This is a genomic window from Fusicatenibacter saccharivorans (assembly GCF_015557635.1).
GTDB classification, from domain to species: Bacteria; Bacillota; Clostridia; order Lachnospirales; family Lachnospiraceae; genus Fusicatenibacter; species Fusicatenibacter saccharivorans.
In genome coordinates this window covers 22,424-45,680 of the sequence record NZ_JADNOP010000008.1, presented here as the reverse complement: position 1 = coordinate 45,680, position 23,257 = coordinate 22,424, and the positions used below count along the sequence as shown (strand labels likewise).

Below are 23,257 nucleotides of genomic sequence, written 5' to 3'. Positions count from 1 at the left end.
AGGATAGTTGTCAGTGAAAGATAATTACTTTTGTGGTAGTATATATGTGAACTTCCTATAAAATTAACTCTCATAAAATTCCTTTTAAAGTATGCTACAACTGGCTTAAAGCAAGAACATGTCGAAACGAGAGTTAATATTTCAGGAAGTTCACATAAAAAGGTCCAAATAATTAACATTATTTGGACCACCTGTCAAAGGAAGCCTTTTTCCTTTTCGCCGTCATCAGGACTTCTTTGCGCTTCCATTCATAAATTTTTCTTAAAATTTACCTTTATTTTACCACACTACTCCCAAAACTACAATATATCTCCATTTTTCATTTTTTTTACATAGAACCTTTCTGGCCTAATACAATCAGTACAGTTTTAAACAAAATCTTAATATCCAGCATAAAGGACCATTCTGAAATGTACTTCGTATCCAGTTTTACAACCTCTTCAAAATCTGTAATCTCGCTTCGTCCGCTTACCTGCCACATACCAGTCAGTCCCGGCTTGATTGCCAGTCTTGCTCTGTGATGGAGCTCATATTTCTCCCACTCATCCACTGTCGGCGGACGGGTTCCTACAAGGCTCATGTCGCCTTTTAACACATTGAAGAACTGCGGGAATTCATCCAGCGAGGTTTTGCGGATAAAGTTTCCGATTCCTTTGCCTGGTCCTTTTTCGCTTCCGATGACACGCGGGTCATTCTCCATTTTGAACATCAGACCATCGCTGACGCGGTTCTGTTTCATCAGTTCTTTTTTCCGCTCTTCCGCATCCATGTACATGCTACGGAACTTGTAAATTTTGAATTTTCTTCCGTTCTTTCCGACACGGTACTGTGAGAAGAAGATCGGGCCCGGAGACTTGATATAAATCGCAGGGGCAACGAACAGGAAGATGATTCCGGTCAGAATACATCCGGCAAGACCGCCGCAGATGTCCATGATTCGTTTCAGCACAAGCTGTCCTGCGCTTGCCATATTGATGCAGGTGGTGACCACGGTATAGTTGCCCATGCGCTCTACAGTCTGATTTTTTCCCTGCATTTCGTTCACGTCCGCAATTTTTACGTGGATCGTAATGCCCATCTCGGCGAATGCGTCGAATACTTTCTGCGGGATTTCTCTGCCTTCCGGCAGAACGATCAGCACTTCGTCGAACCACTCACGGCAGACATACTCAGCTGCATCTGCAAGGTTCGATACCACCGGTACGCCGTGGATTTTGTGTCCGGTTCTGTCCTGGTCTACGAGAACAACGCCAGTCGGACGAACGCCGATGTAATCGAAATCCAGCATGCTCTTTACAACGGACTGTGACTGTTTTTCGGTCGTGATGATCAGAAGCGAACGGCCGCTGTGTTCCCCGCTGCTGCGTTTCTTTACCACAGCCTTCCATCCGATGCGCATCAGATAGGAAAGCATTCCGTACAGAGCACCGGTCAGCATAATGGTTGCTCTGGAGAACTGATCTCCCTCCTGAATCAGGAACAGGTAGAATACACCAAGAACGATGATGTATACCATATTTTTTACAGTCATTCCGATTTCCACGAGGTATCCGCGCTTCATGACGTTTTTGAAGGAATCGTCAAAAAACATGATCATCAGCTGGATCAGAGCGAATACGATAGCCTCATTTCGGTAAATTGGGCTTCCATATGGCTTAAAACTGTGATGTCTTAAGAAATAACCCATGACGAAAGCCAGCTGAAGACAGATAATATCAAGAACCATAAAATCCAGATGCTTCAGCCATCCTGTGGATGATTTTTTGTACATACCTTTCTCCCCTGTCGTATTTTTTTCGCCGTACTCGTAACATTCTCTTGTTTCGCATAGTTTTTCTAGCTTTTATATTACCATTTTCACTAAAACCTTCTCATTTTTTCTGGTACTATGCATTTGTAATATCTTCTGTGACGAATACAGAACCATTTTTTTCTTTATTCCAAATATTCTATCCCATTTCTACTTATTTGTAAAGGTGTGGACACACTTTTGGACATAATTATTTCACATTTTTGCAAATTATTACATTTTATATTATTTCATCACATCCAGAATCTGTAATGTTTTCATCTTCTTTTCGACATAGCGATGGAGATATGCACGCAGCAATCGTTCCAGTTCGTCCAGGATCTCTTCATTTACAGTAAAACCATACAGCTTCGCCAGCGGTGCCGCAATGATATAGCGGCATGCCAGCACGGTGCCCGGCTGCAGCGGCCATGGATCTCTGATGGTTTTTCCACAGTTTGGGCAGTAGATGGCGCTGTCGCGCAGGGAGAAAACGGTCAGATTCTCTTTCGTGCTGCACTCCATGCAGGAGAACATCTGCGGTGCTTCTCCGCTGATCGTGATCGTCCGCAGTTCGAAGATGCACCGGACCAGGCGGAGGTCCTGTTTTCCGCGACGGATGGCGTTCATCGTCACGTACAGAAGGTTCAGCATCTGGGTTTCATCGTTTCCTTCCTGGCCGAAATATTCAGCCAGTTCCAGAAAATAAAAGCCGTAATAAACGCCGGGCTGCATCTGCGCCAGGTCGAGGAAGTATTCTTTAATGTTTGCGCTGGAGAGGGTGTAGCTGTCACGGCCCTCGTAGACCTGAAACTCGCCGAAGACGAACGGATTGGAGACGGCCATCAGCGGGCTTTTCATGCGGCGGGCGCCGCGCGCGAAGGCAGTGATTTTGCCGAGCTCCCGGGTCAGGATCACGACGCGCTTGTCATACTCTCCGACCGGGGAGGCGGATAATACCATTCCGCTTACATTGATTGGTTCTCGCATGTTTCTTCCTTATTATAATGCAATATTATAAATCGAGTTTCTTTTTATCATATCCGAAGTTCTTCACGAGGAAATCGCTGTCGCGCCAGTCTTTTTTGACTTTGACCCAGAGCTTCAGGTTGACTTTCTGCTCCAGCATCTGCTCCAGCTCATACCGCGCGTTGCTTCCGATCTTCTTAAGCATCGCGCCCTGTTTTCCGATGATGATGCCCTTGTGGGAATCGCGCTCGCAGATGATGGTCGCGTCGATATCAACGATTTTTCCGTTCGGACGGTCTTTCATCTGGTCGATCACAACGGCGATACCATGCGGGATCTCTTCGTTTAAGGCGTACAGTGCTTTCTCGCGGATGATCTCAGCCACGATCTGGCGCATCGGCTGATCGGTGATGGTGTCCTCATCGTAGAACTGCGGGCCGTACGGCAGATATTTGAAGATGCTCGGAATGATGTCATCGGTGTTCTGATGACGGAGTGCCGAGCACGGAATGATCTCGGCAAACTGGAACAGCTTGCGGTACGTATCGATGAATTCCAGGATTTTATCTTTCTCCACGGTATCGGTCTTGTTGATAATGAGGATGACCGGCGCATTGACTTTCTCCAGGATCTCTGCGATATGGCGCTCTCCTGCTCCGATGAAGTTGCTCGGCTCTACCAGCCAGAGAATCACATCGACTTCTTTTAACGTTTTCTCGGCTACATCGACCATGTACTCGCCGAGCTTATTTTTCGCCTTGTGGATACCCGGTGTGTCGAGGAACACGATCTGTCCCTCGTCACACGTATAAACGGTCTGGATGCGGTTGCGGGTGGTCTGCGGTTTCTTGGATGTAATCGCAATCTTCTGTCCGATCAGGTGATTCATCAGCGTGGATTTTCCCACGTTCGGACGGCCGATCAGGGCTACAAAGCCGGATTTATAATTTGCATTGTTTTCCATTGCTGTCTCTTCTCCTCATTTATAAGTTCTCTACGTTCTTAAACAGTTCTTTCTCTTTCTGAATGGCTGCTTCGCTTCCGACAACGCAGATGTTGTTCTGTTTTAGGGCTGCATCTACAAGGTCTGCCAGTGCATGAATGTCATACAGGGTTGCATCGAGGATCTGATCTCTCTCCTGCTGGAAGTCTGCTTCGGTGATGCCGTTGAACCATGCGCTCTCGGAGGTCTGGCCTTTTGCGGACGGGTTCATCGGGACGTCGAGTTCGCTGATCGTTCCGATGATGTATTTGGTCATCTGGCGCTCGTCTGCCTCGAAATTGCGCACGTAATCGCCGATACCGCGGTATACTTCAAGGGTTCTTCCGACGTTCGGGTCACGGTAGGAAGAAATGCACGCGTTTCCGCCTCTTCCGAAAGCTCCGCCGCAGCCGTAAGCGCCGCCTTTGACACGGATGTTGATCCACAGATAGTCATAGCTCAGCATGACACGCAGGATGCGCAGGGCTCCTGTGTAGTCGTAGCCTTCGCGCTCGAAGTTTCCACAGAGTGCCACGTACTGTACCTGGCCGGAGGTCTGGAAGGCTTCGTTTTTCTGTTCAAAGTCATACACAATGCTGCCCGGCTCCACTTCGTCGGTGTACAGATTCTCTTTGAATGCTGCGATTTTTTCTTCCAGCGGTGCGTAGCCTGTCTCGTCTGCGGTATAGGAGACGGTCAGATTCTCTTTGCGGAAGATGTATTTCATCAGGATCTGCAGATTTTTAATCAGTTCTGCTTTTTTCTCATCGAAGTTCTCGTCCAGATCTTTTAAGAGCTGGCAGAAGCCGATGCCTGCGATGCGGTCCTGGAAATTGCTCATCGGGGAGTAATAGGAAGCTGCACGCATCACAGCCGTTGCATTTCCGGCGGAAGACAGGCGGTTCTGCAGGCCGGATTTCATGCTGGAGATGATCTCGTGAAGACGTTTCTCGTCATCCAGGCGGGAGGTATTCAGGATTTCCTCGATCATTTTCATGACGAAATCCAGTTTGTCGTACAGGAATTTCGCGCGGATGCCGAACATTCTGCGGCAGTCGTCATCATTTTCCGGAATGCGGAATACCTGCAGTCCGCAGTTGATGCCGCCGGTCTGTGCATTGATCTCGTTGAACAGTTCGCCGTAGGTGTAGTGTTCGGTGTCCACATAGCCGAGAACGGATTTTAATACGCCCATGTACGGGATCAGATCGTTCGGCACATTTTTCGTATCAAACAGCAAGCTTAAGTAACCGATGCCGTTCGTGAATACGTTGTGATGAAGAACCGTCGTTCCATCGACTTCATGCTCGTCATTGTAAAGTTTGACAGACTCACGTTTGATATCGCTTCGTTTCAGGAGCGGAATCGTCTCGAGTGCTTCCTCGCTCTCCTCTTCTTCCTGATATGCTGCCAGCTCTTTGGTGTCAGCAATGATTTTCTCGATCTCTTCTTTTGACAGGCTCTCTTTGTATTTCTGCAGTTTTTCTGCGGTCTTTGCATCATTTTCTGCGGCAAGACCGGTCTTTGGAATGAGGGTCACGATGGAGGCATGGGTGTTGTCCAGCAGATACGTCTGGATCAGGTTTTCGAAATAGCCTTCTTTTGCCAGTTTTTTCAGCTCATCGTAGATCGCAAGCTGCTGCAGGTAGGCGAACGGTTTGTTCTCGTCATACAGCCAGCTGTCGAAGACGTCAATGCCGTACATCAGGCCCTTCGGGAAGCTGGAGAAGTCCGCCTCACGGAAACGGAATTCGAAATAGTTGATGCCTGCCTCGATGGCTTTCCGATCCATGCCGTTTTTCACGATATCCTTGAGGGTGCCGCGGATGATGGACAGGAATTTTTCTTTCTCATTTTCATCGGCGTTCTTGGCTACGATGGAGAAGAATGGCTGCAGGATGCCGTCCTCGTAGGAGCCGTAAACATCTTTTCCGATGTGTGCGTCAAGGAGTGCCTGTTTGACCGGGGCTCCCGGTGCGTCAAGGAGTGCATACTCCAGAACAGAAAATGCCACGTTTAATTTTACATCCAGACCGCTGCCGATGACCATGTTGTAGGACAGGTACGCATTGTTTTCAAGCGGATCGCCGTCGAGTACCGGGTACTCGTGTACAATGTCGAGGGTCTCTGCAAATGGTTTCTGATACGGAATTTCGGATTTTACTTCTTTTGCATCAAAATGGGACAGGTATTTTTCATCCATCCATGCCAGTTTTTCTTCCATATCCATGTTTCCGTACAGGTAGATATAGCTGTTGGACGGATGGTAATAGGTCTGATGGAATTTCAGGAAGTTTTCGTAGGTCAGGTTCGGGATGCAGGACGGATCTCCGCCGGATTCTACGCCGTACGGAGTGTCCGGGAACAGGGTGTTGAATGTTTCACGCTCCAGGACATCGTCTGCGGAGGAGAAGGCTCCTTTCATCTCGTTGTATACAACACCGTTGTAGGTCAGCGGGCCGTCTTCGCTTTCCAGATGATAGCTCCAGCCTTCCTGCCGGAAGATTTCGTCGTGTTTGTAAATGTTCGGGTAGAATACGGCGTCCATGTAGACATGCATCAGGTTCTGGAAGTCGGCATCGTTGGTGCTGGCTACCGGGTACATGGTTTTATCCGGGTAGGTCATAGCATTTAAGAAGGTGTTCAGGGATCCTTTGACGAGTTCTACGAAGGGATCCTTTAACGGGAATTCGCGGGAGCCGCAGAGGACGCTGTGCTCGAGGATGTGGGCTACGCCGGTGCTGTCGGCCGGCGGGGTACGGAAGGCAATGTTGAATACTTTGTTGTCATCCTCCGTCTCGAGAAGCAGCACGCGGGCTCCGCTTTTGTTGTGGCGAAGGAGGTAGCCATGTGCGTGGATATCATCAATCTGCTGTTCCTGCAGCAGGGTGTAGGCTTTGCAATGTTCTGCGTTCATGTTAAAAGTGTCCTTTCTTGTTGTTTTTCTCGGTTATTTCCGGTTTTATGCAGTCAAAAACGGACCGCAGTGCCCGTTTACTGGGATTTTCTGCGGCCCTGTCGGTTTTTATTCTTCGTGGTCTGTTTCTGCGTCGGTAGTTTCCGCCTCATCCACATGATCTTTTACTTCGTCATTTGCAGCATTGTTCTGCGCATTTCTCTGCGCCTGAGCTGCGGCAGCCTGTGCCATCATCGCCTCGAGATTCGGGCGGACGCTCTGCGCCTGGGCTCCCATGATTCTCTGGAGCTGTTCTCTGGTCAACAGAAGGTTGAAGCCGGACGGGTTGATGACGAAGCCTTTGGCCTGTTTCATCAGGTACGGCAGAAGGTGCTGGAACGGGATGGCTGCCAGCCGGAGTTTTGCCTGCGGATCCGGACGGAATTTCTGGAATTCACCGATATCGGAGAACAATGGCTGGAAGATTTCTTCGTTCTGGTTTTTGATGTACGGGATGCGCACATCCGGTCCCGGGTTGGCCGGATCGAATTCGCCCTGTACCTGGGAGATGTCGATAGCAAGGATGAATTTGCTTCGCATCAGGTTGACAAGCATTTCTTCTTCGAGTTCACGCAGGTGCTGCATGCGCTCGGCATCGTCTCTTCTCTGGTTTGGTTTGCGGAGCTCCTGCAGGAAATAGACTACAGTGAGCTGTACGCCAGGGTTGAGGACTGGAAGATGCTGTTTGTTCATTTTTTCCATGTCCGGTTTCGGGAAGATCTGCTCCAGCTCGATGCGGCGGGTCTGATCGCCTTCGTGGAAGATGACCATGTTGACACCTTCTGCGTAGAGGCCCATATAGAAGTTCGGCATCTGCTTGCGCAGTACTTTTACGGTAAGCAGCGGGGTATTCTTCTCTACATAGGATTTTGCAAATTCTTTAGCTGCTTCTTCTTCGGTAAACATATATACCTGATCGTCAAAGGTTTCCGGATCGCACTCTACGTATGGGAGTTTCGTGATCTGGGAAAATGTGACATAGATGATTTCCATGCTTTGAAATTTCTTCATTGTGAAGCTGTTGTCTACTGTCATTTGTGGTTGAGTCCTTTCTTCGCTCTTAGAGGATATGGTATCCCTAAAATATCTATGTGACATTATATCATACTTTTGGTGGGTTGCCAAAGGTTTTCTTTTGGTGTGACGGACCGCGCAGACCAAAGCTGTCGAAACGGGGCCTGACTTTGCATGACGGCGGGAGAGGGCTTTTTGTAGTCTGTAATTGGGGCGTGCAGACTACGGAAATGTTTTTTAACACATTCTAGTTAATCGCTTTGGCATTGGGGTAGATTTTTTCCATTCGGGCGTCCGGGAAATGGGCATCTATGGTCTGCTCGATGGCATTAGCTGCGGGCTTTTGGTGGGCGCGTTCGTCGTATCGGGCGAGAGCAAGGGTAGATACGAGCATGTTGGCCACCATGAACACGATCAGGATCCAAGTGATGATTTCTCCGAATTTCATCGGGATTTTTTCAATCCAGCGCGAAATGACAGGATAGAATTTTTTGAGCCAGACGACGGCGGCTATTCCCCAGAAGAAACAGTACAGGAGGTTGATACGGCCTCCGAGGTTGAAGGGAATGTCGCTGTAGTCCCAGAAGACTTTTCCGAATACGATTTCGGTGAACACACTGCAGATGTATTCGTAGGCTCCGCCGAGGAAGGTACCAAAGGCAAACAGGAATCCATCGGAGCGGTCGCGGTAGTTGTAGAGGAACCAGGTAGCGAGGGCGATGGCCAGGCCCCAGACGATGCTGAACGGGCCCCAGACAAGGCTGCTGCGGCTCATCCAGACACCGGCGGTGATGCGGCAGAATATGGTTTCTGTAATATCGCCCAAAAATGCGCCGATGATGAAGAGAAGAACGATTTTGTAAAAGCTGCATCCTTCGGCAAATACGCCGGTTTCTGTTTTCTCTTTTTTCTCCGAAACTGGCTGTACGGCCGGATAGGCACGTTCCACACGACGCTCCAGATAGCGGTAAACACGGACAGAAAGGCGTCTGGTGAAGGCGTCGATCTGATCGTTCATAGCGCTGATCCGCGGCATTTTTTTCGTGATGTGGTGCAGAACAGCATAGGAACCGACGGCATCTACTATCAATATACCAAAGAGAATCCAGGATGTGATATGCAGGAAACCGGCCGGAATTGAATGAAGAACTGTAAAGCAGAGGCGATTGCCGATTTTCATGGCAAGCAGTCCTAAAATTCCCCATAGTACAGAATACTGAAGGCAGATATAGCCGTCCATGTTCCATTTTTTATTGGAATAGTCCCACCATTTGCCATGGCCAATACGTTCCAGTGCGTGACCGGCCAGCCACTCGACTGCGGTAGCGATAATCATACAGCCAAGGAACAAAAAGACGGGGCTTGACTGCAGTTCATACAGATAACGTGTCATAAAGACAGCTGTGATTCCATAGATGGCGCAGAGCGGACCATTTAAGAATCCTCTGTTTACCATATGTTTTTTCCGGATCGCGGCCACAGAAGTTTCCAGAAGCCATCCAAGGAAGGCGTAAAAGAAAAACAGGCCGAGATAGTCATAAATTGTATAGTTCATGTTCTTCTCTCTATTCTTTCATTATTTTTGCTATTTTAAGGATTTTATTTTCCACTGAATCCCTTGTATACTCTCCAGTATTTTGTTTTTATTTTTATCCTGCAAATAAGATGGATTTAATTTTGCTTTTTTATACTGCAAATATGTTCCTTCTGTTTTCTGAATCAGCAATTTTGTAAAATATTGTTCCCAGCTAAAAAACTCTGTGCTGTCGATATAATCTTCTGGATTTTCCAGAATTTTACGAACCTCTTTGTCCTGTAAAAGATCTGAATTTAAAATCAGCCATTCAAAAGACTCCGGTAAATATAAATGTACGTTCTGTTTTTCCTCTATTTTATTGCTGAGAAGATTCATTTCTGCTCCAATTGCAGCACCGTCCGCAATAATACAGGTTTCTTCTGTTCCTGCCTTGCCGATCATTTCCGGTATTTTTGTTTTTCCACCAGCGCTTTCACATGTAATATTCCTTTCTGCACATACATTTTCAAAAAATTGATACCCAGAATTGGAATCTTCCGTAATTATTTTTTGTACTCTAACAGGAAGCCGTGCTGTTTTGGGATAGATCTGATACATTTTCTGATATATTTTTCTGGTATCTCTGTATTTTCCGGAAACATGCAATCCATAAATCTCTTCTACACTATACGGCAAATTATATAAGTTTTCTCTCGTAATCAATACAAAATAGTTTTCTGAACCCCGTATGGCAGAAGCAAATTCTTCTGTTTTTATAAAATAATTCTCCTCGTCTATGAAAAAGATGCTTTCCCGGCTGTTTTCCAAAATAATTTTCCAATTAACACCTTCCAGCACTCTGCACGGTACTTCACAGGAAACGTTGATTCCGCTGGACTCCCCTAAATTTTCTGCCTGCCGGATCATATTTACCAGTGTTGTTTTTCCTGATGCACTATCCCCCTGGATGATTGTAATATTACGCTTTATCACAAATTCATAATGAACTCTGTTATTTTGAATAATAACTCTTTTCTTTCCCTTCATACATCCACCTATACATAAGCCTCGGCAACATCTACAAATTCGGACATATTCCGCACAATAGTCCCTGTATTTAAAATCAGGATTTCAAAAGGATCTTTGCCAAACCGCATCACATGACGCAGATTAATCGTCAGATCCTTTTGCTCTCCTAATTTTAAAATCCATTTTGCACAATTATCTCCACATACGGAGGCATTAAAGATCTTTCCGTCTGTATCGTATGCCATCAGCAGCAACGTTTTGATTCCTCCGGATAAATCTTTCGGTGGAATCGGACCAAGCACCGGGCTGTCAATCAGATGCGCACTGATTACCTCCGAGCGATCCACATCGCGGATCATTTCTTTTGCCAGTGGCGTGGTCAGCCATTCATCTTCATAACAATTATCAAAATAGGTTGGCGGATGATAGATTGCACCTTTCATTTCTCCAAGATATATTTTCAACATAATAAAATTCCTCTCGCTAACGCTCATTATATCGTGATACGCACATTATACCATATCTCAAAGCCTTCTTGCGCAAAAATGTATCGTTTGTCAACATTTTCCGGGATAAAAATGTTGACAAACGATACAAAACTATTGCCAAATGTCGCTAATTCATTTTTTCTCCCAAAAAGAAAGAAGCCATACTCTCTCAAGTATGACTTCTCTCCTTTTTCAAATTCTTTTTAAGGAAAAAGAATTACTCTTCTTCTGCGCCGTACAGTTTTACGAGTTTGTTCAGGTAAGTGTAACGGTCTTTTGCTTCCTGCTCGTTCTTGCCGAACAGTCTTTCTGCTTTCGCCGGGTTTGCACGTTTCAGAGAGTTGTAACGTACCTCGCCGTTCAGGAATTCCTGATAATCTCCTGACGGAGCCTTGGAATCCAGTGTGAATGCGCTCTTGCCTTCTGCAGCGAGTGCCGGGTTGAAGCGGAAGCAATGCCAGTATCCGGTCTGAACAGCGAGCTGCTCCTCGGTCTGTGCTTTGCTCATACCTTTCTTGATACCATGGTTGATACACGGAGCGTAAGCGATAATGAGGGACGGTCCCGGATATGCCTCTGCCTCTGCGATTGCTTTGACTGCCTGATTGTAATCAGCGCCCATAGCGATCTGTGCTACGTATACATAGCCATAGCTCATTGCGATGCTTGCCATATCTTTCTTCTTGGTTTCTTTACCGCCTGCTGCGAACTGTGCAACTGCACCGGTCGGAGTAGCTTTGGAGGACTGTCCGCCTGTGTTGGAGTAAACCTCGGTATCGAATACCATTACGTTGATATCTTTTCCGCTGGCAAGTACGTGGTCTACGCCGCCGAATCCGATATCGTAAGCCCATCCGTCACCACCGAAGATCCACTGGGATTTCTTAGCGAGGAAGTCTTTGTTCTTCACGATTTCTCTGCAGGTATCGCAGTCAGCATCTTTGATGGCTTCTACGAGTTTATCGGTTGCGGTTCCGTTGGTTGCGCCGCAGTCAAAGGTATCCAGATACTCTTTGCATGCTGCTTTTACTTCTTCCGGAGCTTTCTCAGAGTTCATAACAGCTTCAACTTTGGCTTTCAGGCCGCCGCGGATTGCCCTCTGAGCAAGAAGCATACCATAACCGAACTCTGCGTTGTCCTCGAACAGGGAGTTGGACCATGCCGGGCCCTGTCCTTTCTCGTTTACGGTGTAAGGAGTGGACGGTGAGGAGTTACCCCAGATAGAGGAGCATCCTGTTGCGTTTGCGATGTACATTCTGTCACCAAACAGCTGGGTGATCAGTTTTGCGTAAGGAGTCTCGCCACAGCCTGCGCATGCGCCGGAGAACTCAAGCAGCGGTTTCTTGAACTGGCTGCCCTTTACGGTATTTTCTTTGAATTTTGCTACAACGTCGGTCTTCTCCGGGAGAGCTGCTGCATAGTCGAAGTATTTCTGCTCTGCTTCGTGTGCTGCAAGGCTTTCCATAGCCAGCGCTTTCACACCCTTCTTGCCCGGGCATACATTTGCACAGGAACCACATCCGGTACAGTCAAGCTGGGAAATAGCCATTGTGAAGGTGTAGTCCGGCATACCGGTCATCGGCATGGTCTGGATGCCTTCCGGAGCTGCTGCTGCTTCTTCTGCGGTCATGGCAACCGGACGGATAACAGCGTGCGGGCAGACGAAGGAACATCTGTTACACTGGATACAGTTTTCCGGATTCCATACAGGTACATTTACAGCGATACCACGTTTCTCGTATGCGGATGTGCCGGACGGAGTTGTTCCGTCTACGTAGTCTGTGAATGCGGATACAGGCAGGTTGTTTCCTTCCTGGGAAGTTACTTTTGCCTGGATGGTATTTACGAATTTAACAGCGTCAGCGCGGCCGCTCTCTGCATGAGTTGTGGTCAGACCTTCGTCTGCTGCATTTTTCCAGCTTTCCGGAACTGCAACTTCTTTGATCTGTTTTGCACCCTCATCGATTGCTGCCCAGTTCTTTGCTACGACATCATCACCTTTACGGCCATAGGTAGCTTTTGCTGCTGCTTTCATGAGTTCGATGGCTTTTTCTTCCGGAATGATCTTCGCAAGCTTGAAGAATGCAGACTGAAGAATGGTGTTGATACGGGTCGGTCCCATGCCGGTCTCGATACCGATCTTAACGCCGTCGATCACATAGAATTTAATGTTGTGGTTTGCGATGAATGCTTTTACCTGTCCCGGCAGATGCTCTTCCAGGCCTGCTTCATCCCATGGGCAGTTCAGAAGGAAGGTTCCTCCGTCTACCAGCTCTTCTACCATGTGATATTTGTTCACATAGGAAGGATTGTGGCATGCAACAAAGTTTGCTTTGTGGATCAGGTATGTAGATTTGATCGGTTTCTTTCCGAAACGCAGGTGAGACATGGTTACACCGCCGGACTTTTTGGAGTCATAGTCGAAGTAAGCCTGTGCGTACATGTCTGTGTTGTCACCGATGATCTTGATGGAGTTCTTGTTTGCACCTACGGTACCGTCTGCGCCAAGTCCCCAGAATTTGCAGTTGATGGTTCCTTCCGGAGTTGTTACCAGAGGAGCGCCAACCGGCAGAGACAGATTGGTAACATCGTCTACGATACCAATGGTAAATCTTTGTTTCTCTGTATTTTCATATACAGCAACGATCTGAGCCGGTGTGGTGTCCTTGGAACCAAGTCCGTAACGGCCTGTGAATACCGGTGTGCTCTCGAATTTGCTGCCTTTTAATGCTGCTACTACGTCCAGGTACAGAGGCTCGCCAAGAGATCCTGGCTCTTTTGTTCTGTCCAGAACGGAAATCTGTTTTACAGTCTCCGGAATTGCATTGATGAGTGCTTCTGCGGAGAACGGACGGTACAGACGTACCTTTACAACGCCGACTTTCTTGCCTGCTGCTACGAGGTAATCGATGGTTTCCTCGATGGTATCGCAGACAGAACCCATAGCGATGATGACGTGCTCAGCGTCTGCTGCTCCATAGTAGTTGAACAGTTTGTAATCGGTTCCGATTTTCTCGTTTACTTTGTCCATGTACTCCTGTACGATTGCCGGAAGAGCATCGTAGTACGGGTTACATGCTTCTCTTGCCTGGAAGAAGATATCCGGGTTCTGTGCGGATCCTCTCTGGCACGGATGGTTCGGGTTCAGGGCATGTTTACGGAATTCGTCAACAGCGTCCATATCTACCATATCTTTCAGATCTTCGTAATCCCATGTTTCGATTTTCTGGATCTCGTGGGATGTACGGAATCCGTCGAAGAAGTTGATGAATGGAACTTTGCCTTTCAGTGCTGCACAGTGTGCAACCGGTGTCAGGTCCATAACCTCCTGTACGCTGGATTCGCAGAGCATTGCGACTCCGGTCTGACGACAGGCGTAAACGTCTGAATGATCTCCGAAGATGGAAAGTGCGTGGCTTGCAAGGGCACGAGCGGATACGTTGAATACGCCCGGGAGCTGCTCGCCGGCAATTTTATAAAGGTTCGGGATCATAAGAAGAAGTCCCTGGGATGCGGTGTAGGTTGTGGTAAGAGCTCCGGCTGCCAGTGATCCGTGTACTGCACCTGCTGCTCCTGCCTCAGACTGCATCTCAGTTACCTGAACTTCCTGTCCGAAAATGTTCTTTCTTCCCTGGGTTGCCCACTCATCGGTATGCTCCGCCATAACGGATGAAGGGGTAATTGGGTAAATAGCTGCTACGTCGGTATACGCATAAGACGCATGTGCTGCAGCCTGGTTACCATCCATGGTTTTCATCTTTCTAGCCATTTGATTTTATCCTCCTTAAAAAATGATGACCAAAAATTACTTTGGCTTTTCTCAGGTTGGTGTTCTGCCGGGTTTCGGTTGCCTCCGCGCTTCGAAAAACCCGGATAAGGGCATGGCAATGCCACTATGTCCAGTGTTTGAATTATAACACCGATTGGGCATTCTGTCCAGATTTTCTGTGGGTGTTCAGGGAAAAATACAAGTTTTTTACAACTTCTGGTAATTCCGCGTCGAATTTCTCGATAAAAAAAGAAGGAACGGCCCGCATATTTTTTCTCTTCTGCGGACAGTTCCTTTGCTTCTTTTATTTCTGATTCTGCGCCTCAATCTGTTCTGCGAGGTCGGTGAGATAAACCCATCTCTCGGTTTTTTCTTCCAGAGCAGCTTCGGTCTTCTCTTTTTCCGCCATCAGTTCGGCGAGCTTTGCAGAGTTGGTGGCGTTTTTGAGCATCTGATCGTCAAGCGATGCAATCTTTTCCTCGAGTGCGGCGATATCGTCATCGATGGTCTCGTACTCGCGCTGTTCTTTGAACGTAAATTTGAGGCGGGTCGGACGGTTCTGCTTCCAGTCATTGTTCTTTGGCTTTGCAGGTTCGTCCGCGGACGTTTTGGACGGCGCTGCTTTTGCCGTTTCTTCCGCACTTCCGCCGAAACGGCGTTCTTTTGCTTCGAGGTAATCGGTGTAGCCGCCCTCGTACTGCAGAAGATTTCCGTTTCCGTCGAATTCGAAGATGCGGTCCACGACGTTATCCAGGAAATAGCGGTCGTGGGAAACGGTGATGATGATGCCGACGAACGTGTTCAGGAAATCCTCAAGCACGGTCAGGGTCGGGATATCAACGTTGTTGGACGGCTCGTCGAGGATCAGAACATTGGCGCCGCTCACCAGGACGGATAAGAGATACAGTCTCCGTTTTTCGCCTCCGGAGAGTTTGGAAATCGGGGTGTACTGCATATCCGGTGTGAACAGGAAGCGTTCGAGCATCTGCGATGCGCTGATGCGGCCGTCACGGGTCTGGACATACTCAGCGATATCTTTCACGTAGTCGATCACGCGCTGATTCGTATCCATGTCCGGCTCTTCCTGTGCCAGATAGCCGATGCGGATCGTGTCGCCGATTTCGATGGTTCCCGCATCCGGCAGGACTTCTCCGGTGATCATCCGCAGCATTGTGGATTTTCCGCAGCCGTTCGGGCCAATGATGCCGACACTCTGGTTCCGCAGGAAGATGTATTCGAAATCTTTCATCAGCATTTTATCGCCGAAGGCTTTGCTGACGTTATGGAATTCAATCGTTTTCTTTCCCATGCGGGTCTCGACAGCATCCATCTCCACGACAGCGTCTGCGGTCGGTGCCGTGCCATTTTTGAGTACTTCGAGACGTTCGAGTCTGGCGCGCTGTTTTGTGCTTCTTGCGCGGCAGCCGCGTTTCGCCCATTCGAGTTCCATGCGCAGGATGCTCTGGCGTTTCCGTTCAGAGGCGAGTTCCATCTCCTCGCGCTCAGCTTTCAGTTCCAGAAAACGGGAATAGTTAGAATCGTAGCTGTACATTTTTCCGTGGCTGATTTCGAGGATGCGGTTCGACACTTTATCCAGGAAATAACGGTCATGGGTGACCATAAAGACGGTTCCGCGGTAATTTTTCAGGTAATCCTCGAGCCAGGAGAGCATCGCATTGTCGAGATGGTTTGTCGGCTCGTCGAGGATCAGGACGTCAAAATCGGACGCAAGCACTTTTGCCAGGGCAACCTTGCGGCGCTGGCCGCCCGAGAGGGTGTCGAGTTTTGCGTCGTATTCGGTGATACCGAGCTGTACAAGGTTGCTCTGCACCTGCCATTCCTCCTCATCGCCGGAAAGGGCGTAGGACAGCACGGTGGCATCCTTTGGAAATTCCGGTGTCTGCGGAAGATAGGCCATTTTGAGGTTGTTCTGGCGGATAATCTGGCCGGAATCCGGGGTCTCCTCTCCTGCTACCATGCGCAGCAGTGTGGATTTTCCGGTTCCGTTGATTCCGACGATGCCGACCTTGTCGCCCTCCTGCAGGCCGAAGGAAGCATCGTCAAAAATCAGTTTATCGCCGAACAGTTTGCTGATGTGTTCGATGTTGATGATATTCATTTGCACAGTTCTGCAACGGTCTGGTTGATGACTTTTCCGTCTGCTTTACCTTTCATATCTGCCATAACGGCCTTCATGATGGCACCTTTGTTCTTGGTTGCCAGAACGTCTGCGAATTTCTCCTGGATGTAGGCTTTGACTTCGTCTGCACTCATCTGTTTCGGTGCATACTCGCTGATGACGTCATAGCGGAACTGATACTCTGCTTTTAAGTCCTCACGGGATGCCGGGCAGGTATCGATCTGCTCTTTTACGGTCTTCAGCTCTTTTAAGATGACGCGGTCTACCAGCTCCGGTTTGATGTCATCGCGGCAGCCCTCGTCGATGGCTACTTTCTTTGCTGCGGAGATCAGGGAAGAGATGGCCTCTTTTCTCGCTTTGTCTTTGGCTTTCATTGCTGCTATCATATCACTTCTTAAAGTTTCTAATTCCATGGTGTTGTTCCTCCTGTACTAAATTTTGTCCGGTTTCAAGTATAACACTTCTCTTTTTGCTTTTCCAGTCACTTTGTAGGATAGCTTCCTTATTTTCCCCACGGCAGACAGTGTTTCTTTACCTGGATTGCCTGATGCGGGCACATTTCCTGACAGCAGAAACAGCGGATGCACTTTTTATAATCGTAGACCGGCGGATTTCTGCGGCCGTTATCAAAGCGGACGGCTTTCCCTTCCACCGGGCAGCTCTCGACGCAGACGCCGCATTTTTTACATTTTTCTTCTATGATATAGGGGCGGCTCTGGAAGACCCCGAGGATCTCGAGCAGGTCGAGGGCTCCTTTTTTGCGGGCTTTGCGGCGGTCGACGTTGAAGTTTGGATTTCCGTACTTTCTTTTCAGTTCTTCCTCGGATATGGTGCCATCCGCTGTCACGATTTCGATGCGGTCGTCGTGCCACGTTCCAAGGCCGAGCGTTTCCCCGTAGAGATTTGTCGGCACATACGACGGATCGAGGTTCACCAGATGGCAGAACACGGTATCCAGTGCGATCGGATCGGTGGACATAAGAAGAACTCCCATCGAAACCGGGTCGCCGGAAGTCGGACCATTGCCTTCCATTGCTACGATGCCGTCGCAGATATAGAGGCGCGGGGCGACTTTCTGGTTCAGCTCGATCAGCATGTGTGCGAAGCTCTCAGCGTTCGGATACTGCGTGTGGCCGAGTTTTTTGTAGACGCCGCTGATGCAGCCGTACTGGTTCTTGACAGCTCCGGTGATGCGTTCCAGCGCGTGGGTTTTCATTTTGCTGACGCTGATGAGGGCGTCGCAGTCGAGTGCATCTTTCGCAATCATCAGAAATTTGCCATCGGCGGTTTCTACGCGCTCGCTCGTAAGGAAATCCTTCAGCGGAACGTTGTGTTTTTCCAGCACCTCTTTCAGCCCGGCTTCCTTTGCAATGCCCTCCGGGGTGCCAAGGCCGCAGGAATCGCCGCAGGAAATATTCTCATAGCCATTTTCCTGCAAAATCGTGATCAGGGCATCCATGACTTCCGGGTCGGTCACGACGGCGCGTTCGCGTTTTGCGGAGCGGACGAGGTTCGGTTTTAATAAGATATTCTCTTCTTTTCCGATCAGAGATTCCAGGCCGCCAATTGCTTCCAATCCCTTTTGCAGGCTTTCCTTTACGCGCGCCGGCTCATAGTCGGGACAGGCAACCACTGCCACTTTGCTTTTTTCCATATTCACCTCATGTTTTTCTATATTTCAAAAGAAGCTGCGATCCCCTTACCGGTTCTCACAGCTTCTTCGTATATTCACACAGAATATGTTTTTACTTATGCCACTTTGCTTTTTGCAAGCTCAGCCAGTGTTGCAAATCCTTCTGCATCGTTAACTGCCATGTCAGCCAGAACTTTACGGTTCAGCTCAACGCCTGCCAGTTTCAGACCATACATAAATTTGCTGTAGGACAGACCGTTCATTCTTGCTGCTGCGTTGATACGAGCGATCCACAGCTGACGGAACTGACGTTTTTTCTGTTTTCTTCCTGCGTAGGAGCTGGTCAGTGCGCGCATTACGGACTGTTTTGCTACTCTATACTGTTTGCTTCTGGCTCCTCTGTAACCTTTAGCCAGTTTTAATACTCTGTTATGTTTTTTCTTAGCGTTCATGCCGCCTTTAATTCTTGCCATTTCTTATTTTCCTCCTTGATCTGTTGGGCGTAACTCTACCTTGCAAAAATTACATGTAAGGTAAGATTTTCTTCATGTTCTTTACGTTTGTTGCATCAACAGTAGTCTGTTTTCTCAGGTTTCTTTTTCTCTTCTGAGATTTCTTGGTTAAGATATGGCTCTTGTAAGCTTTATTTCTTACTAATTTTCCTGTTCCTGTTGTTTTAAAACGCTTTGCAGCTGCTCTGCTTGTTTTTACCTTTGGCATTTTAATTTCCTCCTTGATATTGATTCAAATGTATTTTAACGTTTAGCCGTCAAAAACATGGTCATGCTTCTGCCTTCCACTTTCGGCGCTTTGTCAACCGTTGCAATATCGGACAGACTCTCTGCAAATTCATCGAGGATGTATTTGCTGCTGTTCATATGTGCCATCTCACGGCCGCGGAAACGAAGTGTTACTTTTACTTTGTCTCCCTTTGTAATGAACTTACGGGCTGCACCTACTTTGGTATTAAGATCATTGGTGTCAATGTTTGGAGAAAGGCGAACTTCCTTGATTTCAATTGTTTTCTGTTTTTTCTTTGCTTCTTTTTCCTTGCGGGCCAGTTCATATCTGTACTTTCCGTAGTCGATAATTTTGCAAACCGGCGGTTTCGCTGTCGGAGCAATTTTCACAAGATCCAGACCTGCTTCCTGTGCTTTCAGGTACGCATCTCTGGCAGACATAATTCCAAGCTGTTCTCCGTTCTGACCGATCAGACGAATTTCTCTGTCTCTGATCTGCTCGTTAATCATTAATTCGCTAATTGTAGTGCACCTCCATCATTATAAAAGACTGTGTTCCCGCACTTTCGCGGCTTAACATAAATCAAAATTGGCTCACCGGACCAATTTTGATATGTAACGCAAGAAAAGTGGATAGACAGACTATCCACTTAACATTGTACATAAATCTCTACACAAAGAGAACTTAAGATCAATATTGGACCGTAGTCGCGTGTTTGCGCTAGGGTGAGAGTGGATACTCTACTTTCTTTTTCTCAGACTATTGCAGTATAGCACTCTCCCATCCTGTTGTCAATACTGATTTTCGTATTTTTTCGTATTTATTTCCCGCAGCCACAGCGGAAGGAGCTGCACTCGGTTTCCTGGCAGCTGCATGCGCTGTCTCCGGCGATATGGATATCTCCGGCTTCGCATTTACAGTTGTCGTTAAAGGTACAGTTCTGCGCCTTGCAGTCGACACCGATTTTCGTACAGCCGCAGCCGGTGGAGTTGGACATCGTGCCCTCACCGCGCTCCTTGAAGCTCTCGCAGCACGTTTCCGTGGAGCTTTTGGCTCCGCTTCCGCCTACGCGGATATCTCCTTTGGAACAGAGCTCGTTCTGGTTGTAAACACAGGTCATAGCGGAACAACTTAATGCTGGCATAATAAATTACCTCCTGAAATTTAGTTTTCTGCGGTTTCGCCCGCATAGAAACCATTATTTCCAAGAGGTAATTTTTTATGCCTTATTTATTTGATAATACCAGTGTCCAAAGTTTGGAAATCCGACGCAAGCAAAGCTTGCACGAGGATTTTTAAATTTTGGACACGCCAAAACATAAGTAAGTAGCCATTTTTCGAAGAAAAATGAGCGGAGTACGAATGTTTTGAAGATTGCGGGAGTACGAAGTACGGAGCAATCTGGTATCATAGGTGTCAATTTTTTTGACACCTACCTTATTTATTTTCTTTTGTTTCAACAGTAACCGGGCGGTTAACGCGGCTTGCGATTTCTTCTTTGATATCTGCGATAAACTGCTCCAGGCTTCTCTGGCCTTCATCACCTGCAAAACGGCTTCTGACAGATACAAGACCTGCCTCTTCCTCTTTTGCTCCGGCGATCAGCATGTATGGAATCTTCTGTCCCTGTGCCTCACGGATCTTATATCCGATCTTCTCGGAACGGGTATCCATCTCTGCGCGGATGCCTGCCTCATGAAGGGCGTCCAGAACCTTTTTGCCGTAATCTGCGTATTTGTCGGAGATTGGCAGAACCTTTACCTGTACCGGTGCAAGCCAGGTTGGGAATGCGCCTGCAAAGTGCTCGATCAGGATACCGATGAAACGCTCAACAGAACCGTAAACAACACGGTGGATCATAATCGGACGATGTTTCTCGCCGTCTGCTCCTGTGTATTCCAGTTCGAATCTCTGCGGCAGCTGGAAGTCAAGCTGGATGGTACCGCACTGCCACGTTCTTCCGATGGAGTCTTCCAGATGGAAGTCGATCTTCGGGCCATAGAATGCGCCGTCGCCTTCGTTGACTACATAGTCAAGGCCAAGGTCATCAAGTGCGCCGCGGAGACCTTCGGTTGCTACCTCCCAGTCCTCATCGCTTCCCATGCTGTCTTCCGGACGGGTGGACAGCTCTACGTGATATTTGAATCCGAACAGTTTGTAAACCTGGTCAATCAGGTTTGCAACGCCTTTGATTTCATCTTTGATCTGCTCCGGTGTCATGAAGATATGGGCATCGTCCTGGTTGAAGCAGCGTACACGCATCAGGCCGTGCAGCTGGCCGGATTTCTCATGACGATGTACCAGGCCAACCTCTGCCAGACGCAGCGGCAAATCACGGTAGGAACGAGGCTCGGATTTGTAAACGAGAACGCCGCCCGGGCAGTTCATCGGTTTGATTGCATAATCTTCATCGTCGATGACGGTGGTATACATGTTTTCTTTGTAGTGATCCCAGTGACCGGAGGTCTCCCACAGGCGACGGTTCAGGATGATCGGTGTAGAGATTTCTACGTATCCTGCTTTTCTGTGGATTTCACGCCAGTAATCCATCAGTGCATTTTTCAGATCCATTCCTTTTGGAAGGAAGAACGGGAATCCCGGGCCGTCCTCACTCATCATAAACAGGCCGAGCTCTTTTCCGAGTTTTCTGTGGTCACGTTTCTTTGCTTCCTCGATCATGTGGAGGTACTCTTCGAGCTCTGCTTTCTTTGTGAATGCAGTTCCGTAGATTCTCTGCAGCATCTTGTTTTTCTCGCTGCCTCTCCAGTATGCACCTGCAAGGCTGGTCAGTTTGAAGGCTTTGACCGGCTTTGTGCTCATCAGATGAGGGCCTGCGCACAGGTCCGTAAATTCACCCTGACGATAGAAGCTGATGACTGCATCTTCCGGCAGATCTTCGATCAGTTCTACTTTATATGGCTCTTCTTTTTCTTTCATGAAGGCGATGGCTTCTGCTCTCGGCAGCTCAAAACGCTCCAGTTTCAGATCCTCTTTTACAATTTTCTTCATTTCTGCTTCGATTTTTTCAAGGTCTTCGCTGGTGAGTGGAGTTTCTCTGTCTACATCGTAGTAGAATCCGTCTGCGATGGACGGTCCGATTGCAAGCTTGGTCTCCGGGTACAGTCTCTTGATTGCCTGTGCCATAATATGGGATGTGGTGTGACGGAATGCTGCTTTTCCGCCTTCATCGTTGAAGGTCAGAATGGAAAGATTGCAGTCCTTGTCGATGACGGTACGAAGATCTTCTACTTCACCGTTTACTTCACCTGCACAGGCCATTCTTGCAAGGCCTTCGCTGATGTCTGCTGCGATCTCAATGATGGATTTTGGTTCGGAGTACTCTTTGGTACTTCCATCTTTCAGTGTGATGATCATTTGCTTTACCTCTTTCTTTGTATATTTTTCGCAAGCGTGTTTCAGAATTTTTATACTTTTTACAGCAACAAAAAAGTCCCTTCTGACACGCTTATGCTGTCAAAAGGGACGATGTATTTTCATTCACCGCGGTTCCACCCATTTTGTTTTTTCAAACCACTTCATTTGACGATAACGGAATCACCGGGCCGGATTGGGGCCGCTCAGAGCTGGTCTTCGATCACGTTCCTGTTAAAACCCTTGCACCACAAAACGGGGTTTCTCTCTGTCACATTCGCTGTGATTTACTCGTCTCTTCTACGCTTTGTTTTTTGTGTTCGGTGCTTTTTGGCTCCCGATAGTTTTAGATTATATCACCCAATGCGTGGTTGTCAAGACCTACATGGGCGGAAAATTTATTTTTCCGGCGATTTTTGTCCTGCTGTCTGCAGAGCAATTTTTTCTTTTGCTTTTTCCGGCATTTCCAGCAGGGCAAACTCGTAAAAGATGCCGTAAATATACGTGATTCCACGAATATCGCCCAGCGCTTTCGGGCGCTCGACAACCGGTCTTTCGCTCTCCTGCTGTAATTCCAGCACTTTCTGATATGCACTCCGGACGGAGCTCCAGACAAGACTTTTGCTTTTTTCTCTGCGGTTGATCCAGAGCTCTTTTGTATAGATGCCGCTTCTGCCGTATTTCATATAGTAGGAATACGGCAGGCCGGAGTACGTATGGAACTCAAAATCCTGATACGCAGTAACACAGTCCCACAGAGCTTCTTCTGTCCGCTCCTTGCGGAGCCGCTGCAGGGCCTGTTCTCTTTTTCGCTGTAAGCTTTCCTGTGTTTCTTTCGTTTCTTCCATCTTGTTTGTCT

18 protein-coding genes are annotated in these 23,257 nt (G+C 48.0%); all 18 read right to left on the bottom strand.

From position 1 onward, the window contains the following. Positions 1 to 328: 328 nt before the first annotated feature. Positions 329 to 1,771 (bottom strand): sugar transferase, encoded by a 1,443-nt coding sequence (locus tag I2G42_RS08220; RefSeq protein WP_117509402.1) that lies wholly within the window; start codon positions 1,769 to 1,771, stop codon positions 329 to 331. 264 nt (positions 1,772 to 2,035) lie between these two features. Further along, on the bottom strand, positions 2,036 to 2,779 hold the full coding sequence (gene recO / locus I2G42_RS08215) for a DNA repair protein RecO (protein ID WP_055227901.1): 744 nt from the start codon (positions 2,777 to 2,779) through the stop codon (positions 2,036 to 2,038). A gap of 25 nt (positions 2,780 to 2,804) precedes the next feature. Further along, positions 2,805 to 3,722: a GTPase Era gene (gene era / locus I2G42_RS08210; RefSeq protein ID WP_055227900.1), complete on the bottom strand. Its 918-nt coding sequence runs from the start codon at positions 3,720 to 3,722 to the stop codon at positions 2,805 to 2,807. 19 nt (positions 3,723 to 3,741) lie between these two features. After that, on the bottom strand, positions 3,742 to 6,657 hold the full coding sequence (locus I2G42_RS08205) for an insulinase family protein (protein WP_055227899.1): 2,916 nt from the start codon (positions 6,655 to 6,657) through the stop codon (positions 3,742 to 3,744). 108 nt (positions 6,658 to 6,765) lie between these two features. Beyond that, entirely contained in the window at positions 6,766 to 7,731 is a 966-nt protein-coding gene (locus I2G42_RS08200) for an SseB family protein (protein ID WP_158554973.1), read from the bottom strand. A gap of 226 nt (positions 7,732 to 7,957) precedes the next feature. Beyond that, positions 7,958 to 9,265 carry a putative ABC transporter permease gene (locus I2G42_RS08195; protein ID WP_055227897.1) on the bottom strand — a complete coding sequence of 436 codons (1,308 nt, stop codon included), beginning with the start codon at positions 9,263 to 9,265 and terminating at the stop codon, positions 7,958 to 7,960. A gap of 30 nt (positions 9,266 to 9,295) precedes the next feature. Further along, positions 9,296 to 10,273 carry a hypothetical protein gene (locus I2G42_RS08190; RefSeq protein WP_055227896.1) on the bottom strand — a complete coding sequence of 326 codons (978 nt, stop codon included), beginning with the start codon at positions 10,271 to 10,273 and terminating at the stop codon, positions 9,296 to 9,298. 8 nt (positions 10,274 to 10,281) lie between these two features. Beyond that, on the bottom strand, positions 10,282 to 10,722 hold the full coding sequence (locus tag I2G42_RS08185; RefSeq protein ID WP_055227895.1) for a DUF4869 domain-containing protein: 441 nt from the start codon (positions 10,720 to 10,722) through the stop codon (positions 10,282 to 10,284). A 238-nt stretch (positions 10,723 to 10,960) separates the two neighbouring features. Next, positions 10,961 to 14,512: a pyruvate:ferredoxin (flavodoxin) oxidoreductase gene (nifJ, locus tag I2G42_RS08180; protein WP_195530945.1), complete on the bottom strand. Its 3,552-nt coding sequence runs from the start codon at positions 14,510 to 14,512 to the stop codon at positions 10,961 to 10,963. Between the two features lie 304 nt (positions 14,513 to 14,816). After that, positions 14,817 to 16,631: an ABC-F family ATP-binding cassette domain-containing protein gene (locus I2G42_RS08175; protein ID WP_195530944.1), complete on the bottom strand. Its 1,815-nt coding sequence runs from the start codon at positions 16,629 to 16,631 to the stop codon at positions 14,817 to 14,819. Next, entirely contained in the window at positions 16,628 to 17,065 is a 438-nt protein-coding gene (locus tag I2G42_RS08170) for a GatB/YqeY domain-containing protein (RefSeq protein WP_055221697.1), read from the bottom strand. The genes I2G42_RS08175 and I2G42_RS08170 overlap by 4 nt, the downstream gene beginning before the upstream one ends. 89 nt (positions 17,066 to 17,154) lie before the next feature. Then, entirely contained in the window at positions 17,155 to 18,306 is a 1,152-nt protein-coding gene (locus I2G42_RS08165; RefSeq protein WP_195530943.1) for a DUF362 domain-containing protein, read from the bottom strand. Between the two features lie 95 nt (positions 18,307 to 18,401). Beyond that, positions 18,402 to 18,758, bottom strand: coding sequence for a 50S ribosomal protein L20 (rplT, locus tag I2G42_RS08160; RefSeq protein WP_022461741.1), 357 nt, complete (start codon positions 18,756 to 18,758; stop codon positions 18,402 to 18,404). A gap of 49 nt (positions 18,759 to 18,807) precedes the next feature. Further along, a complete protein-coding gene (gene rpmI / locus I2G42_RS08155; RefSeq protein ID WP_022461742.1) occupies positions 18,808 to 19,005 on the bottom strand; it encodes a 50S ribosomal protein L35 in 198 nt (65 codons plus the stop codon). Positions 19,006 to 19,040: 35 nt separating this feature from the next. Continuing rightward, positions 19,041 to 19,535 carry a translation initiation factor IF-3 gene (gene infC, locus I2G42_RS08150; protein WP_022461743.1) on the bottom strand — a complete coding sequence of 165 codons (495 nt, stop codon included), beginning with the start codon at positions 19,533 to 19,535 and terminating at the stop codon, positions 19,041 to 19,043. Positions 19,536 to 19,846: 311 nt separating this feature from the next. Further along, on the bottom strand, positions 19,847 to 20,170 hold the full coding sequence (locus I2G42_RS08145) for a DUF1540 domain-containing protein (protein WP_195530942.1): 324 nt from the start codon (positions 20,168 to 20,170) through the stop codon (positions 19,847 to 19,849). A 293-nt stretch (positions 20,171 to 20,463) separates the two neighbouring features. Next, the gene (thrS, locus tag I2G42_RS08140) at positions 20,464 to 22,401 is read right to left on the bottom strand and encodes a threonine--tRNA ligase (RefSeq protein WP_118741562.1); all 1,938 of its coding nucleotides are present in this window, start codon (positions 22,399 to 22,401) and stop codon (positions 20,464 to 20,466) included. Between the two features lie 395 nt (positions 22,402 to 22,796). After that, the gene (locus I2G42_RS08135) at positions 22,797 to 23,246 is read right to left on the bottom strand and encodes a hypothetical protein (protein WP_195530941.1); all 450 of its coding nucleotides are present in this window, start codon (positions 23,244 to 23,246) and stop codon (positions 22,797 to 22,799) included. Between the last annotated feature and the right edge of the window lie 11 nt (positions 23,247 to 23,257).

Coding starts and splice junctions, on each gene's coding strand:
- I2G42_RS08220 (WP_117509402.1), bottom strand. CDS start 1,771: ATGTACAAAAAATCATCCACAGGATGGCTGAAGCATCTGGATTTTATG.
- recO (WP_055227901.1), bottom strand. CDS start 2,779: ATGCGAGAACCAATCAATGTAAGCGGAATGGTATTATCCGCCTCCCCG.
- era (WP_055227900.1), bottom strand. CDS start 3,722: ATGGAAAACAATGCAAATTATAAATCCGGCTTTGTAGCCCTGATCGGC.
- I2G42_RS08205 (WP_055227899.1), bottom strand. CDS start 6,657: ATGAACGCAGAACATTGCAAAGCCTACACCCTGCTGCAGGAACAGCAG.
- I2G42_RS08200 (WP_158554973.1), bottom strand. CDS start 7,731: ATGACAGTAGACAACAGCTTCACAATGAAGAAATTTCAAAGCATGGAA.
- I2G42_RS08195 (WP_055227897.1), bottom strand. CDS start 9,265: ATGAACTATACAATTTATGACTATCTCGGCCTGTTTTTCTTTTACGCC.
- I2G42_RS08190 (WP_055227896.1), bottom strand. CDS start 10,273: ATGAAGGGAAAGAAAAGAGTTATTATTCAAAATAACAGAGTTCATTAT.
- I2G42_RS08185 (WP_055227895.1), bottom strand. CDS start 10,722: ATGTTGAAAATATATCTTGGAGAAATGAAAGGTGCAATCTATCATCCG.
- nifJ (WP_195530945.1), bottom strand. CDS start 14,512: ATGGCTAGAAAGATGAAAACCATGGATGGTAACCAGGCTGCAGCACAT.
- I2G42_RS08175 (WP_195530944.1), bottom strand. CDS start 16,631: ATGAATATCATCAACATCGAACACATCAGCAAACTGTTCGGCGATAAA.
- I2G42_RS08170 (WP_055221697.1), bottom strand. CDS start 17,065: ATGGAATTAGAAACTTTAAGAAGTGATATGATAGCAGCAATGAAAGCC.
- I2G42_RS08165 (WP_195530943.1), bottom strand. CDS start 18,306: ATGGAAAAAAGCAAAGTGGCAGTGGTTGCCTGTCCCGACTATGAGCCG.
- rplT (WP_022461741.1), bottom strand. CDS start 18,758: ATGGCAAGAATTAAAGGCGGCATGAACGCTAAGAAAAAACATAACAGA.
- rpmI (WP_022461742.1), bottom strand. CDS start 19,005: ATGCCAAAGGTAAAAACAAGCAGAGCAGCTGCAAAGCGTTTTAAAACA.
- infC (WP_022461743.1), bottom strand. CDS start 19,535: ATGATTAACGAGCAGATCAGAGACAGAGAAATTCGTCTGATCGGTCAG.
- I2G42_RS08145 (WP_195530942.1), bottom strand. CDS start 20,170: ATGCCAGCATTAAGTTGTTCCGCTATGACCTGTGTTTACAACCAGAAC.
- thrS (WP_118741562.1), bottom strand. CDS start 22,401: ATGATCATCACACTGAAAGATGGAAGTACCAAAGAGTACTCCGAACCA.
- I2G42_RS08135 (WP_195530941.1), bottom strand. CDS start 23,246: ATGGAAGAAACGAAAGAAACACAGGAAAGCTTACAGCGAAAAAGAGAA.